Origin of the sequence: Mycolicibacterium madagascariense (assembly GCF_010729665.1) — a bacterium.
Taxonomy (GTDB): Bacteria; Actinomycetota; Actinomycetes; order Mycobacteriales; family Mycobacteriaceae; genus Mycobacterium; species Mycobacterium madagascariense.
The window spans coordinates 1,927,682-1,941,848 of sequence record NZ_AP022610.1; the positions used below are offsets into that span (position 1 = coordinate 1,927,682).

A 14,167-nucleotide genomic window follows, 5' to 3' on the forward strand; every position below is an offset into this window, starting at 1 on the left:
TTTCGTCTCACCTCGTGCCTGCGGCCCAGCCGACGAGGCCTTGCCACAGCAGTGCGTAGTCGGCCGAGTCGGCGTAGGTGCGCGAGGCCCAGTGCGGACCGCAGTCACTGGTGTACGCGAAGGCCCGTCCCGCCCCGACCTCCCACAGGGCGACGAGTGGGTCGTCGCCACACACCGCGAGCACGTCGGCTTCGGGTCGAGCCCCAACCTGGTTGTAGCCGAGCAGCGGCCCGAAAGTCGTTGCGCCGCCGAGTGCGACGTGATCGGGCTGGGTCGCGACCGGGTTCACGCCCTGCGGGACTTCGACTCGGTCGTCGGTGCGCCCGATCACGACGGGCAGGACGTCGGCGAGAGGCGATCCCGCGAACTGGGCCTTGGCGTCGATCCCGCTGAACGACAGATAACCGCCGATCATGCCGAGACCGCCTCCGCCGCGGACGAATTCGACGAGCTCAATCAACTTGTTGGGGGCCGGCTCCCCGCCGGTGAACGTCGCGGTGCCCAGCAGGAACGTGTTGGCGCCGCAATCGCTGACCAACACGACGTCGACGTCGGAGAGGTCGGGCCACGCACCGTCCACCAGATGCGATGGCAGATGGCGAAAGACGTGGCCGGCGCCGGTGAGTGCCGGCTCGATCCATTGCGTGCCGACCTCGTACCCGCTGACGGTGAAGGAGTCGAAGCCCTTGACCTCCATCAGCTGGGTGAACCAGCTCTCGCCGATGAGCAGAACGGTGGCCATCGAACTCCCTGTCGCGGAGACGGTGTGCAGCACCTCGGCGCTGCGCGGACGTCGGGGTCGGTTTCGTCGAAACCGTCAGTCGGGTGCGGGAGGGGTGATCACGAGACGCCTCCCGCTGCCACGGGGGTTTCCGCGTTGATCAATTCGTCGTGGAACGAGTCCATGAATTCGGAGTTGGCGTGGTCCGACTTCTTGGTCAGGGCCGCAAGGTCGTACTGCTTCTTGGGCATGTCGTCGCGAATCGCTGCCATCGGGTCTTCGAAGTCGCGGATGTATCCGACGGCCAACCCGCCCATCTTGTAACCCATGAGTTTGAGCAGGTCGTCGTCGAGCGTGCGCGCGACCTCGATGGGCGTCGAGAGGTACTGGTTCTCCTCCTGCCGGACCCAGCCGACGCAGTAGGTGATGTTGATGCCTTGGCGCACCTTGTCCGAGACATTGGCCGCCGCACCGTGATACACCTTGCCGGAGTAGAAGAACATCGAACCGCGTTCCATCTCGGCGCGAATGATCCTGGGGTCGTCATCCTCGTAGGTCTGCTTGCCCTCGAGCAGGTGACTGCCCGGCACGATGCGGGTTGCACCGTTCTCCTCGGTGAAGTCGGTCATCGCCCACATGGTGTTGCACTGCACGTCGTAGTCGAGGGGGAAGGGAAAGAAGTCCCACGCCATCTCGTCGCGGTGCAGCGGCTGATGCGTCTCGCCGGGAAGGACGGTGATCACCTGGGTGAGGTGCAACTGGTAGGCCGTCGCCTTGTGCAGCAGATCCGCAGTGGTGTCGAGAACCAGTGGGTGGGTGACCAACTCGCGGCTGGCCTCCGAACGCGAGATGAGCGAGCCCGTGCGTCGGGTCAGTCTGCCGATGAAGTCGTCACCGCCGAGTGGCGTCACGTCGATGTACTCGTCGAGTTGCTCGGCGACGCGATCCATCACCTCGTCGGAGACCAGGTTGTCGACGATGACGAAGCCGTCGGCGCGGATCGCTGCCGAGACCTCGGCTGACGTGGCGGTGGGGGGCAGATGGTACTTGGGCATTCGGCAACTCCGATCGGTGTGTTGCTGGCAGGTAAGGTGACGTGCGTGCGAACCGCGCTGACAGCCTCGCCGATGAGGCGGAGTGGGTAGACGATGAAAGTGAAACAGTTTCACGTTTCTCCGTCTTTGCGCGCCCGTAACGACCGCGTTAGTGAAGGGTCGTTGTCACAGGTGACGTTTGCGGCCTTCTCCCACGTCGGGGCCCGGCGTTCGGCCGCTCAGTCGCGCAGCCAGGACAAGATGAGCCGGGTCATGCAGGCCACCGCCGCACTCCTGGACGAGAGTGGAGCCGAGGCCGTCACGACGACCGCCGTCGCGGGACGCGCCGAGGTGTCCATCGGCTGGCTGTACAACTTCTTCGACGACCGCCAGGGCCTCCTCGAGGAGCTGATGGTGAGCGGGTTGATCGAGCTCGACAAGCGTTGGGAGGCAGCGGGTTTCAGCCTTTCGGGCCCGAACTGGCGGGAGCGGGTCAAGGCTGGCCTCGAGATCGTCATCGACTTCTTCGACGCCTCGCCGGGTTTTCGGTCCCTGTGGTTCTCCGCGGACTTCAGCGGCCGCATGCTGCGCGCCAACCGGTTGCACGACGACGCCCTGGCCGAGTATCTCGCCGCCACGATCACCGCGGTCCGGCCCGACGCCCCCGACGTACCCCTCGGGGTCGTGACCCAGATCTTCGTCGGCATGCTCGACAAGGGCCTCGACGTCGCCTATCGCAACGACCCGTGCGGCGACAAGGACGTGGTCGCCGAAATGTGTCGCGCGAGTGTCGAATATCTCGAGCACTACCTAGTCTGAACGTCGACGATCGTCGATGGGAGGCCGCGGTGGGAAAGCTCGAAGGCAAGCGGGTACTCGTCACCGGGGGTGCCTCGGGGATCGGATACGCCATCGCGCAGCTGTTCCTCGAGAACGGTGCCAGCACCGTCATCGCGGACGTCGACTCTGCCAAGCTGGCCGCCGCGCAAGGAGAGCTCGCCGCTCATGGGTCGGTACGCGCCGTGGAGGGGGACGTGCGCAGCATGGTCGACGCCGGCCGCATGGTGCAGGCGGTGGTCGACGAGTTCGGCGGACTGGACGTCGTGGTCTGCAACGCCGGCATCACCAGCGTCAGATCCATCGAGAACCTGGACGAAGCAGAATGGGACGCCGTGCTGGCGACGAACGTGAAGGGCATGTTCACCGTCATCAAGCACGCCATCCCGCACCTCAAGGGCGCGGGCGGCGGCACGATCGTGACGCTCGGATCCGAGATGGCATTCGTGGCGGTGCCGGAGTCACCGGCCTACAACGCGAGCAAGGGGGCCGTCGTCATGTTCACCAAATCCATTGCGCTGGACCTGGTTCGGTACGGCATTCGCGTCAATGCGCTGTGCCCGGGAATCACCCGTACCCCGCTTCTCCAGTCCGAGGTGGACGACAGCGCCGACCCCGCCAAGACCGCCGCCGAGCAGGCGACCTGGGCGCCCATGCTGCGGGTGGCCGATCCTCGGGAGATCGCCAAGGGGGCGCTGTTCCTCGCCAGCGACGACAGCTCGTTCGCGACCGGGAGTTGCCTCCTACTCGACGGCGGTTTCACGGCGCGGTGAACTGCCGGCCTCGGTCGCATGCCGTCCGCGGACCACATGCCCGGCGACTCGTGTGCCCAGGAGGTCCGCGTGAGTCATCGTTCGTCCCCGCCGACCGTGGATGACGAGGCAGCCGTAAGTAATTCGCCGACTGCGGCGCGGGCCGCGGCGGCAATCGAAGGGTCGCGGTCCATCTGCGCGGCGATGATGACGCCGTCGTAGACGAGGTGCAGCTGACGCCCCAGCCGGATGGGGTCTGGCGCCCCGGCATCCTTGGCCAAGCCGACGAACACGTCGCGCAGGTCGGCGCGGTAGGACTGGACGGCGTCTTCGATCATTCCGCCCGGCGGAGCCTCGGCGCTCGCCGACATGAAGGCGCAGCCACGGAAGCTGGGCTGGGAGACGATGTCGGCCTGGGCGTCGAACACGGCGAAGATGCGTGCGGTGGGGTCGGTGTGCTCTTCGATGGCGGCGGTGAGACGCGCGAGGGTGCCCGCGTGGCGGGATTCCAGATACGCCTGAACCAGTTCTTCCTTGCTGCCAAAGGTGTTGTACAGCGACGCCTTCGCTACCCCGGCGCGTTCGATGACCCGGTCGATGCCGACGGTCTGAACGCCTTCGTCGTAGAAGAGTTCGTTCGCCGCCTCGAGCAGGCGATCCCGCGCGGAGCGCCGCGGTCGAGCAGTCGAGGTCACGAGCGCTCCTCTCCCGACGCGTCGGTGGGCTCCAGCAGCATCACCGGGATCTCGCGGCTGCCGGCCTTGGCGCGGTATTCGGGGAAGTGCGGCCAGAAGCGTTCGGCGACCTCCCACCAATGTGCCTTCTCGTCGCCCTGCGCTTCCCGCGCCCGCAGGTGGTACACCGTCGCGCCGTCCTGCAGCGTCACCTGCGGGTGGGCGACGAGATTGCGGTACCAGGCCGGGTGGCTGGGGGCACCTGCCGCCGAAGCGACGGCCACGTAGGTGTCACCCTCCTTGATGCGCATCACCGGGTTCTTGCGGATGCTGCCCGTCTTGGCGCCGATGGTGGTCAAGATGACCACCGGCCGATCCTCCAACGTCCCACCCTCTCGGCCATCGGTGGCTTCATAGAGCGCGACCTGCTCGCGGACCCGATCACTGGGGCTGGGCTCATAGGTGTCGTTCATGTCTCACACCGCCGTCCGGCCACCGTCGACGGGGATGACCGCGCCGGTGATGTAGCTGGCCTTGTCCGAGGCGAGGAAGGCGATGACCTCGGAGATCTCGTGGGGTTGCGCGCCGCGATCGAGCAAAGTGGTGCTGGCGAGATTCTCGATCAGGTCCCGCTTGGACTCGGCGGTGAACACCGGTCCCGGAGCGACGGTGTTCACCCGTACCCCCGACGGGCTGAACTCCGCGGCCCATGCTCGGGTCATCGCCGTCAGGGCCGCCTTCGTCGCGCCGTAGGCAGCTCCGCCGGCCAGCCCGACGTGGCCGGCCATGCTGTCCACGCTGACGATGCTGCCGTGACCACGCCTGGCCATACCCGGCGCGAGCGCCGCGACGAGTTGGTAGGCGGCGCGCACGTTGGTGTCGTACATGTGGTCGAAGGTCGTGGTGTCCAGCTCGTCGGTCGGACCGAACCAGGAGATGCCGCCGTTATTGATCAGCACCTCGACCTCCCCGACGTCCTCTGCCAGAGCGGTCACCGCGTCGGCGTCGGCCAGGTCGGCCGCCACGAAGCGGGCGTGACCGCCGTGGTCGTGGATCTCCTGGACCGTCGCCGCACCTCTCGCAGCGTCGCGACCCTGCACGATCACCTCGAATCCGTCGCGCGCCAGGTCCAGTGCGACGGCCCTGCCGATGCCCGACGTCGAGCCGGTCACCAACGCCACGGGTGGCTGACCGCCGGAATGCTCTGCCATGATGACTCCTCTAATTGAGTAGACCTGTCTGTCTACTGTTCGACGGAGTGTGAAACCGGGTTGCCGGTCGATCCATTCCCGCCGGCGACGGGACCGGGGTGAACTCTGACGTCGGCGTCGCGTGGACGACGGGGACGACGGGGACGACGGGGGCGATGCCGCAGGCTTAGTGCGCTGGGCGGTCCACGTGATGGTTGAGCAGCACGCGGAGTTGGCGATGCACGTCGTCGAGGGGTGCCAGGGACTTCTCGGCCTGGGCCATGACGACGGCACCCTCTACCGCGGCCAGGATGGTGTTGGCCAGTGCGCGTGCGGTGCCCTTCGCGATGCCGTGATCACGCAGTGACGTCGTGATCGCATCGCGCCATCGGGTGAAGGTTTCCCCCGCAGTGTCGGCGATCTCGGGTTCGGAAGATCGCGCAAGGCCGGCGGCCGCGATGGGGCAGCCCGCGGTGAAGTCGCTGCCGGCGACCACCTCCTTCCACCCGGCGATGAAGGCGTCCAAGGACTTCTGCAGAGTGGGCTGCTGCAAGGCGGTCGCGATCTGTTGATCGATGAAGTCGCCTGCCGCGCGGGTCGCTTCCTGGACCAGTTGGGTCTTGCCGTGGGGGAAGTTGAGATAGATCGAGCGGCGCGAGACTCCACTGCGCTCCAGGATGGCGGCGATCCCGGTTCCGGCGACCCCGTGGCGGCGTACCAGCTCGATCGTGTTGAGCACCAACATGTCTCGGACCTTCACGTGTTGACCCTCCGAATCCCGTCGGTCCCGAACCGACGTCGGGTGGTTGCGACTATACCAATCGATGTACTACGGTCCTCGGCAAGTCGGTATAACGATCGGTATAGCGATCGAATCGGGGTCATCCGAAAGGGGTTGCAACGCATGGGCACGAAGTGGGATGCGATCGTGGTGGGAGCCGGGCTCGGGGGCCTTTCGGCAGCGGCGTATCTCGCCGCAGCGGGACGCAAGACCCTGCTGCTGGAGCGCTACACGACGCTGGGAGGCACCTCGCACGTCTTCAGTCGGCGTGGTCAGTGGGAGTTCGACTGCGGGGTGCATTACGTGAGCCACTGCGGCCCGGACGGCATCGTGACGGCGATGATGCGCGGAATCGGACTCGAGGACCGCATCAGGTGGCTGCCCATGGATCAGAGCGGCTTCGACCGCATCGTCGCCCCCGGCTTCGAATTGGCCACCCCCGTGGGTTGGGATGCCTACGAGGCCAACCTGATCGACGCCTTTCCCGGCGAGCGCAGATCGGTGCGCCGCTTCCACGGCCTGATGCGACGGATCGGGGAGGCGCACGACCGCAACGACATGGCGACCGTCGGCGGGATGGCCCGCTGGGCGGCCCGAGCCGGACGGGCAGCACCATTCATGGCACTGCCCTACGGGGCGACGCTGGCGGCGCTGGGACTCTCCCCGCGCATGGCGTATGCGCTGTCGGTGCAGTCCGGCGCGGTGGCGTGCAGCCCCACGGTGTTGCCCACCGCCGCGATGGCAGCGTTCTTCCAGGACTACGTCGGCACCGGGTCCTACTACCCCAAGGGTGGGGGACAGATCCTGGCTGCCGGGTTCGCCGCGGTCATCACCGCCCATGGCGGCGAGATCCGCACCAACAGCGAGGTCGCCGACATCTTGCTCGGCGACGGCCGGGTCCAGGGTGTGCGGTTGGCGGGCGGCGACGTGCACTCCTCCGCGACGGTCGTATCCGACGCCGACATCGTCAAGACCTACACCGACCTGATTGGCCTACACCATCTTCCGCGCCTGTTCCGGCGCCGCGTCACCGGGTGGAAGATGTCGCAGCCGTTGATCAACGGATTCTTCGGCGTGCAGATCGATCTCGCGGATCGGCCCAACAGCAATTACTTCTCCATCCCTGACTGGGGGCCGGCGAAGTCCTACGGTCACATGGCGGCATTCGGTCGCAACACGTTGAGCGGCAAGGGTTTCGACGTCGGTTCGGAGTGGGCGCGCGACCTGGCGCGACGCCAGCCGATGTTCGTGCAGTCCTCGTCGAGGCGCGATCCCGACAACCACCGCGCCGCACCGCCGGGGCACGCCACCATCGAGGTGCAGACCGTCACGCCGTCGGACCCGCGGCTGTGGGGGTACGGCGGTTACGACGTCGCCGGCGGCGGATACCGCCAGGACTCCGGCTATCTGGAGGTCAAGAAGATCATCGTCGACGGCATGCTCGACCGGATGGAGCAGGCCTTCCCCGGATCGTCGTCGAAGGTGACACTCAGTGAACTCGGCACACCGGCGACGCAGACGCGCTTCGTCAACAACACCGACGGCGCCCCCTTCGGCCTGCAGCTGCGGCTCTCCCAAACCGGACCGTTGCGGCCCCGGGACACCACGCCGATCCCCGGTCTGTACACCGTGGGAACCAGTACCGCGTGGGGGCCGGGCACGGTGGGCTCCATGCTCAGCGGCGTCAACGCTGCCGGCAGCATCCTCGGGCGCGACCTGGTGCCCTTCATCCGCAGCGGCGGCCAGGTCGCCGACTCCTCGGCACTGCCCGCCTGGGCAGAGGACTTCGACCCGTTCAGCACCACCCGGGCTCTGCACTGATCCTTGGCGTCGGTCGATCTCGCTGCTGATCGCCGTCAGCGCTCGTACCGGCTGAACTTCTCCTGCGCCGCCGGCGTCACGGGGGTGAACAGGTTGACCAGGTTGCCGTCCGGGTCGCGCAGCAGCAGTGACCGGTTGCCCCACGGCATCGTCGTGGGTGCGTTGACGAACGTCGTGACCCACGGCCGCAACGAGGCGTACGTGGCGTCGACGTCCTCCACGAGGAACTCGACGATGGCCGAGCGATTGGCCGCGGGCTCGGCGGTGTCGGCGCCGAACAGCCCGACGGTGCGGGTACTGCCCAACGCGAGTGTTCCACTGGGCGTGCGTAGTTCGGCGAAGTCGGGGACGGGTCGGTCGACCGCGGCACCGGTGACCCGGGCATAGAAGTCGACCATCCGGTCGACGTCGGCGGTGATGATGCGCACTGAGACGAGGTTCATGCGGTCGACGCTAGAGCCAATACAGGGCAGGAACCGCCCGGTATTGCTAGGTTCGTCGAATGCCTCGCCCCACTGCACGGGTCCTCGCGCTACTGGAACTCCTGCAGAACGGCGGTACCCGCACCGTTGGTGACCTCGCAGACCGGCTCGGCGTCGATGAGCGGACGGTGCGGCGCTACGTCGCGCATCTGCTGGAGCTCGACGTTCCGGTGGAGTCGGTACGGGGCCGCTACGGTGGCTACCGGCTGAGCCCCGGCTACCGGATGCCGCCGCTCATGCTCACCGACGACGAGGCGCTCGCCGTGCTGGTGGGTCTCGTCGGCGGTCCGCGATCCGGTGTCGGCCAGGCGCGGGCCGCGGCCGAGAGTGCGGCCGCCAAGATTCAGCGAGTGTTGCCGAAGCAGTTGGCTGCGCGGCTACGCGCGGTGCTCGACACCGCCCACTTCCCGGCCCGGTCCGATGCTGCACCTGCCACCGAGACCGACGTGCTGCTGCAGGTCGCCGAGGCTGCCCGCGATCGGCGCACGCTCGACGTCGTCTACGTCAGCCGACACGGACGCACCACCGCGCGGACGGTGCAGCCGTACGGTGTCGTCGCCCACGCCGGCCACTGGTATCTCACCGGACACGACACCGCGAGGCAGGACATCCGAACGTTCCGATTGGACCGGATGACGCAGGCCACGACGGGGACCGCCACCTTCGACGTCCCGGCAAACTTCCGACCGCAGGACGAGGTGCTCGGTGCGCTCGCGAAGACCCCATGGCGCCACCACGTCTCGGTACGGGTGCACGCCGACCCGGACGCGATCCGATCTCGACTGCCTCGGGGCCTCGCGACCGTGACGCCGCTGACCGACGACACCGAATGGACGCGCGTCGAGCTCCGTGCCGAACGGCTCGACTGGGTGCCTGCGCTGCTCGCCACGCTCGATGCCGAGTTCGTCGTCGAGGGCCCGGGCGAGCTACGCGACGGTGTGCTGGCGCTGGCGCACCGGTTGCTCACCGCCTGCGGGGACGAGGCGTCCCCGTCGTCGTGACGACGGCGCCGCGGAGCCCCAGGGTCCGACGGTGGGGCGATACGCACCGCAGAACCGGCTCCATGGTGTTTGCCTAACGCGAGGAGTCGTCAGCACCCGGAGTTCAGAGGCAAAGCCCCATTCGGTCGCGTACGAACCCTGCGGTCGACGATCCTTCGATTGTGAAACCACATCAGCGCCCGGCACTGGTATATCGTTTCGTTCGACCAGCAAGATCACTGGCTAACAACTGATGGTGGTCTGGATCCTCGGTGGGCGTTTGCTGAACGGTTGCCGATTCTCGGGGCGGGGTGGTGATGTCGGGAGTGATGTCGGCCTGGTGGGCGGAGGCCGACCAATTCGACCGGGTCAGTGCGTTCCTGCGGCACCGCGGTCTGATGGGACCCACGCGCATGGTCATGGCGGTCGTCGTCGGGTCGGCGGCGTTGATTCCGATCTCGGCCATGGTGCCGTCGCGTCACCAGAGCGCGCTGTCGTTCGTGGTGGGGGTGGTGGGCGCGACGTTGTGTGCAGCCATGACGTGGTACTGGTTCACGCGGTGGCCCACTCGCTGGGTGTCGTTGTGCGCGGCGTTGCTGGGGTCGGCGTGCGCGGCGGCCTGGAGTGTGACTCAACCCAGCCCGGCGATGGCCGCATTGGCGTGTGCGACGTTGACCGTCACCGGGGGCTACCTCGCCTTTCTGCACAACTTTCGATGCGTGTTGGTCAACGCCGCCCTCGCCGCGGGTGCTGCGGTCGTGGCCGCGATCAGGCTGGGCCACGACCTCGGCGTGGCGAGTGGCTTGGCTGCCTTCTGGATCATGCTGCTGCCCAACTTCGCCCTGCCCCTGGGGGTGCGTTGCCTGTCCAATGCGATGACCCACTTCGCCATCCGCTCCGGTGAGGATCCACTGACGGGACTGCTCAACCGGCGGGGGTTCGGTGAAGCCGTCAGTGGTCGCCTCCTCGACGAGGTGCGCACGACCCCCGGAGCGCATCTGATCGTGGCGATGATCGATCTCGACGACTTCAAGCGCGTCAACGACACCCATGGGCACGCCGCTGGTGATCGCACGTTGTCGACGGTGGCTCAGCTGCTGCGGGCGCGACTGCCCGCCGGGGCGGTGCTGTGCCGCAGCGGCGGGGAGGAGTTCCTGATCGCCACCAGCTCGCCGGCACACGACACCATCGACGTCACGGCACCTTTGTGTGAGGCCATCCGCGCCGAGTGCGGCATCACCGCCAGCATCGGGGTGGCCGCGACCGGAGCCGGCGACGTCCACGCCTCGCCACCGGGTGCCCTCATCGACCGGCTGATCGAGGACGCCGACCGCGCGATGTACGAGGCCAAGCGCGGTGGCGGCAACCGCATGCACCGGGCTCGGCAAGACCGCAGCGCCTGACCGACATCGGCGGTGCCGGATCATCGTCGTGGTGGGCCCAATGACGTTGGCGGACATGGTGGTTCGCACGGCGGGTGTGGCCGGGTCACGCCTTGTCGCCATGCTCGAAGCCGGTTCCTCGGCTTAGAAGTCGCCGCAGTTGGGGGTGGCGGGTACGCCGCCCAGGCGGTCGGCGACCCAGTCCAGAACCCAGTGCGCATCGACGATGATGGGCAGTCCGTGGTTGAGGATGAGCTTGTTGAACAGCGGCGGTTCCTCGTTGGTGTTGAATTCGACGTTGGCGCCGAGTGCGCACCAGTCGTGGCCGAGTTGGAGCGCGGGACCGTAGGGCACCAACGGGTCGTATCGGTTGCTGTTGATCAGTACCGGGGTGGTGGGTTTGAGGCGTCCGATGCGTTGTTGGTCGAAGATGGTCTTGAACGGCTCGGTGGTGATCGCGGTGTCGGCGTCGATCGTGAGGTAGCGCGCGATGTGGCGGAACATGAAGTTGGCGATGGTTTCGCCCAGGCATTGATTTTGAGTCTTGGCGATGAGGTCTTCCCCGTCGGGGGTGAGGACGGCATGAATGGCGTCGGCGTCCTCGGGATAGGCGGCGATGGCCGCGTTGATGACGTAACCGAGGATGCCCGCCGCCAAACTGCCGTCCAGATAAGGGAATTCGGTGGATAGGTCGGCCGGTGGAGCGCCGGCATAGGTGCCGACGATCGGCAACTCGGGCGCATAGGTCGGCGCGAGTTCGGCAGCGGCGGCAGTCGCGCCGCCGCCCTGGGAATAGCCGTAGAGGGCGAGGGGCCCGCGGGGATCGAGGTCGGTGTTGGGCAGACGGTAGGCGGCGCGGGCGGCGTCCAGCACGGCATGCCCTTCGTCGGCGCGGACGACGTAGGTGTGAACCCCCGGAGTGCCCAGGCCGATGTAGTCGGTCATCACCACGGCCCATCCGCGTTTGATCATGCGCTGAATGATCACCAGCTCGTATTCGAGGAACACGTCCAGCGGGCGGGAGTGGTACAGGTACACGTCGATCAATCGCGAGGGCGCACATTGGTCGCCCTGGCCGTGGGTGCCGACGGCGAACGAGATGAGCGGCCGTGGGCCGGGACCGGGCCACGGTGCGGTCGGTTCGATGAAGGTGCCGCTGACGGCGACCGGCTGATCGTGGGTGTTGGTCGAGCGATAGAGAATCCGGGTTGCGGTGATGCCGAGGAGGTCGGGGCGGTCGTCGGCGAGGTGGACGTCGGACGGCTCCGTGCGGATGACGTCTCCCGGGGCGCCCGCGGGCAACGGGTCGGGCGGCGTGTAGAAGTCGCCGTGGTACCCATTGTCGGCGCGCACGGTGGGTGCCGCCAACAGCAGCGACACCACAAGTGACGCCGCGAAAATGCCTGCCAACCAACGCATTACTGGACAGTAACTAGACGCGGGCCAGGACGGGGGCAGTTTCTCTAATTTATTAGAGTTTTCGTGATGGCTCCGGTGCGATCACGTGCGAGGTTGCGCCAGGCCGGCGATCAGTCCGTCGAGGAGATGCTCGAGTTCGGCAGCGGACTGCACCAGCGGCCGGCCGGCAACGAAGCTCAACATGACCCCGTTGACGAGCGCCAGGGTCGCCCGCGCCTGCGCATCGACGACGTCATCGGGCACCGGGCCCTGCCCCCGATGCCAGCCAGCGACGACGTCTCGAATGAGACGGTAGAAGCTCTCGACCGATGACCGCAGCGCGGCCATCAGCTCCTCGTCGCGCCCAGCGTGCAGGATGAGCTCGTACCGGGCTCTGGTGCGGGTGAGGTAGGGCGCGGTGCCGGAGTACATCACCAGCTCGGCGAACCCGGCGGTTCCGGTGAACCCGCCGGCCGCGTCGCTGGAGAGTTCGGTCAGTCGCTGCAGATCCTCCAGGTCGAGTTCGGTGAGTCGCTCGGCGGTGCCCAGCAGCAGTGCGCGACGGGTCCGGAAGTAGAACGACGCCGTACCCGCCGGAACGCCGGCGCCCACGTCGACCTTGGGATGACTCACGCCGCGGGCGCCCCCGGTGCCGAGCAACTCGATGGCCACGTCCGCCAGCTGGCGGCGCCGGGCCTGGGCATCGTTCTTGCGGCGTGCTGCGATGGGCAAGAGTGTATCGACACACCGCGACGGCGGGCGCACGACGCGAAACGCCGCCAAGCGAGTTCGCGTACCTTGGCGTTCGAAGGCGCCACACGGTGGGAGGTAGGCCCATGCCCGACGATTCCGGCGAGGCGACGACGGCAGCGGGCTTCTATCTCGTGCTTCGCCACGACACTGCATCCAACAAGAACCCCGAGAGTGTCGGCGAGCACCTCGCCTGGATGCGCGCCCAACACGAACGCGGCACCGTGCTCATCTCGGGGCCGAGCGCCGACGGTGCCCTGGGCATCTACGTCATCCGAGCCGCGTCCTTCCAGCGCGCTACCGACATCGCTGGCACCGACCCCCTGTCCCTGGCCGAGGGAGTCCGCGTCGAGGTCATCGATTGGAACGTTCATCAGATACTGGGCATCGGCTCGTTCGAACCACCCAGGGGGTGAGCTGCCCGCGCGGTGAATCACCGGCATGGGCGGCCGGTCGGCGGCGACAGCGGGTCTCTCGGCAAAACGGGTATGTGGCACTGATGCCACGAACCGAACAGCGCGATCTCGGCGATTCCGACAGCCCCATCGAAGACGAACTCGAAGACGCCTTCAGCCGAATGATCGGAGAGGGGACGCAGCGGCTGCACCGACCGTGGCGCGAAGTGTTGACGACGGGTTTCTTCGGCGGTACCGAAGTGGCCCTGGGGGTGCTGGCCTACCTCTCGGTGCTGAGCGCGACCCACAATCCGTTGCTCGCCGGCCTGGCGTTCTCCGTCGGCTTCCTGGCATTGCTGCTCGGCCACAGTGAGTTGTTCACCGAGGGATTCCTGATACCGGTCACCACGGTCGTGGCCAAGCGCGCGAGCCCGGGACAGCTGTTCAAGCTGTGGAGCGGCACGCTGGTGGCCAACCTGATCGGCGGCTGGCTGATCATGTGGCTCATCATGACGGGGTTCCCGAAGTTGAGGGCACAGACGATCGAGTCGGCGCAGCACTTCATCGAGGCACCGCTGGGGGCCGAGAGCCTGGCGCTGGGGATTCTCGGTGGAATGGTGATCACCCTGATGACCCGCATGCAGCATGGCACCGATTCGGTACCGGGCAAGATCGCTGCCGCGATCGCGGGTGCGTTCCTGCTGGCGGGGCTGCAGATGTTTCATTCAATCCTGGACTCGCTGCTGATCTTTGGCGCACTGATCTCGGGGGACGCGCCGTTCGGCTACTTCGACTGGCTGGCCTGGTTCGCCTACACCGCGCCCGCGAACATGGCCGGTGGGCTGGCGCTCGTCACGCTGCTGCGCCTCATTCGCAGCAAGGACCGGCTGAAGGACGAGCGCGACGACGCCGAGGCCGACGACTGAAATCGCTTCGGCGCCAGCCGTTTTCGGTCGTGCGGCGGGTCTAC

The 14,167-nt window shown here is 67.2% G+C and carries 16 protein-coding genes; 7 read left to right on the top strand and 9 right to left on the bottom strand.

From position 1 onward, the window contains the following. Positions 1–7: 7 nt before the first annotated feature. Together G6N60_RS09095 and G6N60_RS09100 are read right to left on the bottom strand one after the other, a co-directional pair. On the bottom strand, positions 8–742 hold the full coding sequence (locus tag G6N60_RS09095) for a glutamine amidotransferase (RefSeq protein ID WP_163735536.1): 735 nt from the start codon (positions 740–742) through the stop codon (positions 8–10). Between the two features lie 98 nt (positions 743–840). Continuing rightward, on the bottom strand, positions 841–1,776 hold the full coding sequence (locus G6N60_RS09100; protein WP_163735539.1) for a phytanoyl-CoA dioxygenase family protein: 936 nt from the start codon (positions 1,774–1,776) through the stop codon (positions 841–843). A gap of 171 nt (positions 1,777–1,947) precedes the next feature. Between G6N60_RS09100 and G6N60_RS09105 the strand changes: the two genes are divergently transcribed. Then, positions 1,948–2,574, top strand: a complete 627-nt coding sequence (locus G6N60_RS09105) for a TetR/AcrR family transcriptional regulator (protein ID WP_163735542.1) — start codon at positions 1,948–1,950, stop codon at positions 2,572–2,574. A 29-nt stretch (positions 2,575–2,603) separates the two neighbouring features. After that, positions 2,604–3,365 (top strand): SDR family NAD(P)-dependent oxidoreductase, encoded by a 762-nt coding sequence (locus G6N60_RS09110; RefSeq protein WP_163735544.1) that lies wholly within the window; start codon positions 2,604–2,606, stop codon positions 3,363–3,365. A gap of 74 nt (positions 3,366–3,439) precedes the next feature. On the opposite strand, the gene G6N60_RS09115 is transcribed toward G6N60_RS09110, so the two are convergent. The 4 genes from G6N60_RS09115 to G6N60_RS09130 all read right to left on the bottom strand — a co-directional run bounded on the left by G6N60_RS09115 (position 3,440) and on the right by G6N60_RS09130 (position 5,968). Next, on the bottom strand, positions 3,440–4,039 hold the full coding sequence (locus G6N60_RS09115; RefSeq protein ID WP_163735547.1) for a TetR/AcrR family transcriptional regulator: 600 nt from the start codon (positions 4,037–4,039) through the stop codon (positions 3,440–3,442). Next, positions 4,036–4,491 (bottom strand): nitroreductase family deazaflavin-dependent oxidoreductase, encoded by a 456-nt coding sequence (locus G6N60_RS09120; RefSeq protein ID WP_163735550.1) that lies wholly within the window; start codon positions 4,489–4,491, stop codon positions 4,036–4,038. Before G6N60_RS09120 ends, G6N60_RS09115 begins: the two co-directional genes overlap by 4 nt. Positions 4,492–4,494: 3 nt before the next feature. Next, positions 4,495–5,229 (bottom strand): SDR family NAD(P)-dependent oxidoreductase, encoded by a 735-nt coding sequence (locus G6N60_RS09125; RefSeq protein WP_163735553.1) that lies wholly within the window; start codon positions 5,227–5,229, stop codon positions 4,495–4,497. Positions 5,230–5,395: 166 nt separating this feature from the next. Then, positions 5,396–5,968, bottom strand: a complete 573-nt coding sequence (locus G6N60_RS09130; RefSeq protein ID WP_163735556.1) for a TetR/AcrR family transcriptional regulator — start codon at positions 5,966–5,968, stop codon at positions 5,396–5,398. A 144-nt stretch (positions 5,969–6,112) separates the two neighbouring features. Between G6N60_RS09130 and G6N60_RS09135 the strand changes: the two genes are divergently transcribed. Continuing rightward, complete coding sequence (locus tag G6N60_RS09135) at positions 6,113–7,810, top strand: phytoene desaturase family protein (RefSeq protein ID WP_163735559.1); 1,698 nt, start codon at positions 6,113–6,115, stop codon at positions 7,808–7,810. A 35-nt stretch (positions 7,811–7,845) separates the two neighbouring features. Here the strand turns inward: G6N60_RS09135 and G6N60_RS09140 are convergent, their stop codons facing one another. Further along, positions 7,846–8,253 carry a VOC family protein gene (locus G6N60_RS09140; protein ID WP_163735562.1) on the bottom strand — a complete coding sequence of 136 codons (408 nt, stop codon included), beginning with the start codon at positions 8,251–8,253 and terminating at the stop codon, positions 7,846–7,848. 59 nt (positions 8,254–8,312) lie between these two features. Between G6N60_RS09140 and G6N60_RS09145 the strand changes: the two genes are divergently transcribed. Next, entirely contained in the window at positions 8,313–9,293 is a 981-nt protein-coding gene (locus tag G6N60_RS09145) for a helix-turn-helix transcriptional regulator (protein ID WP_163735565.1), read from the top strand. 296 nt (positions 9,294–9,589) lie between these two features. Then, positions 9,590–10,675, top strand: coding sequence for a GGDEF domain-containing protein (locus G6N60_RS09150; RefSeq protein WP_163735568.1), 1,086 nt, complete (start codon positions 9,590–9,592; stop codon positions 10,673–10,675). Positions 10,676–10,798: 123 nt separating this feature from the next. Here G6N60_RS09150 and G6N60_RS09155 read toward each other — a convergent pair whose 3' ends face one another. Both G6N60_RS09155 and G6N60_RS09160 read right to left on the bottom strand, forming a co-directional pair. Next, a complete protein-coding gene (locus G6N60_RS09155) occupies positions 10,799–12,073 on the bottom strand; it encodes a lipase family protein (RefSeq protein WP_163735572.1) in 1,275 nt (424 codons plus the stop codon). A gap of 81 nt (positions 12,074–12,154) precedes the next feature. Beyond that, positions 12,155–12,712 carry a TetR/AcrR family transcriptional regulator gene (locus tag G6N60_RS09160; protein ID WP_163743705.1) on the bottom strand — a complete coding sequence of 186 codons (558 nt, stop codon included), beginning with the start codon at positions 12,710–12,712 and terminating at the stop codon, positions 12,155–12,157. Between the two features lie 176 nt (positions 12,713–12,888). Between G6N60_RS09160 and G6N60_RS09165 the strand changes: the two genes are divergently transcribed. After that, positions 12,889–13,218 carry a YciI family protein gene (locus tag G6N60_RS09165; protein ID WP_163735578.1) on the top strand — a complete coding sequence of 110 codons (330 nt, stop codon included), beginning with the start codon at positions 12,889–12,891 and terminating at the stop codon, positions 13,216–13,218. 83 nt (positions 13,219–13,301) lie between these two features. Beyond that, positions 13,302–14,123: a formate/nitrite transporter family protein gene (locus G6N60_RS09170; RefSeq protein WP_163735579.1), complete on the top strand. Its 822-nt coding sequence runs from the start codon at positions 13,302–13,304 to the stop codon at positions 14,121–14,123. Positions 14,124–14,167: the final 44 nt, after the last annotated feature.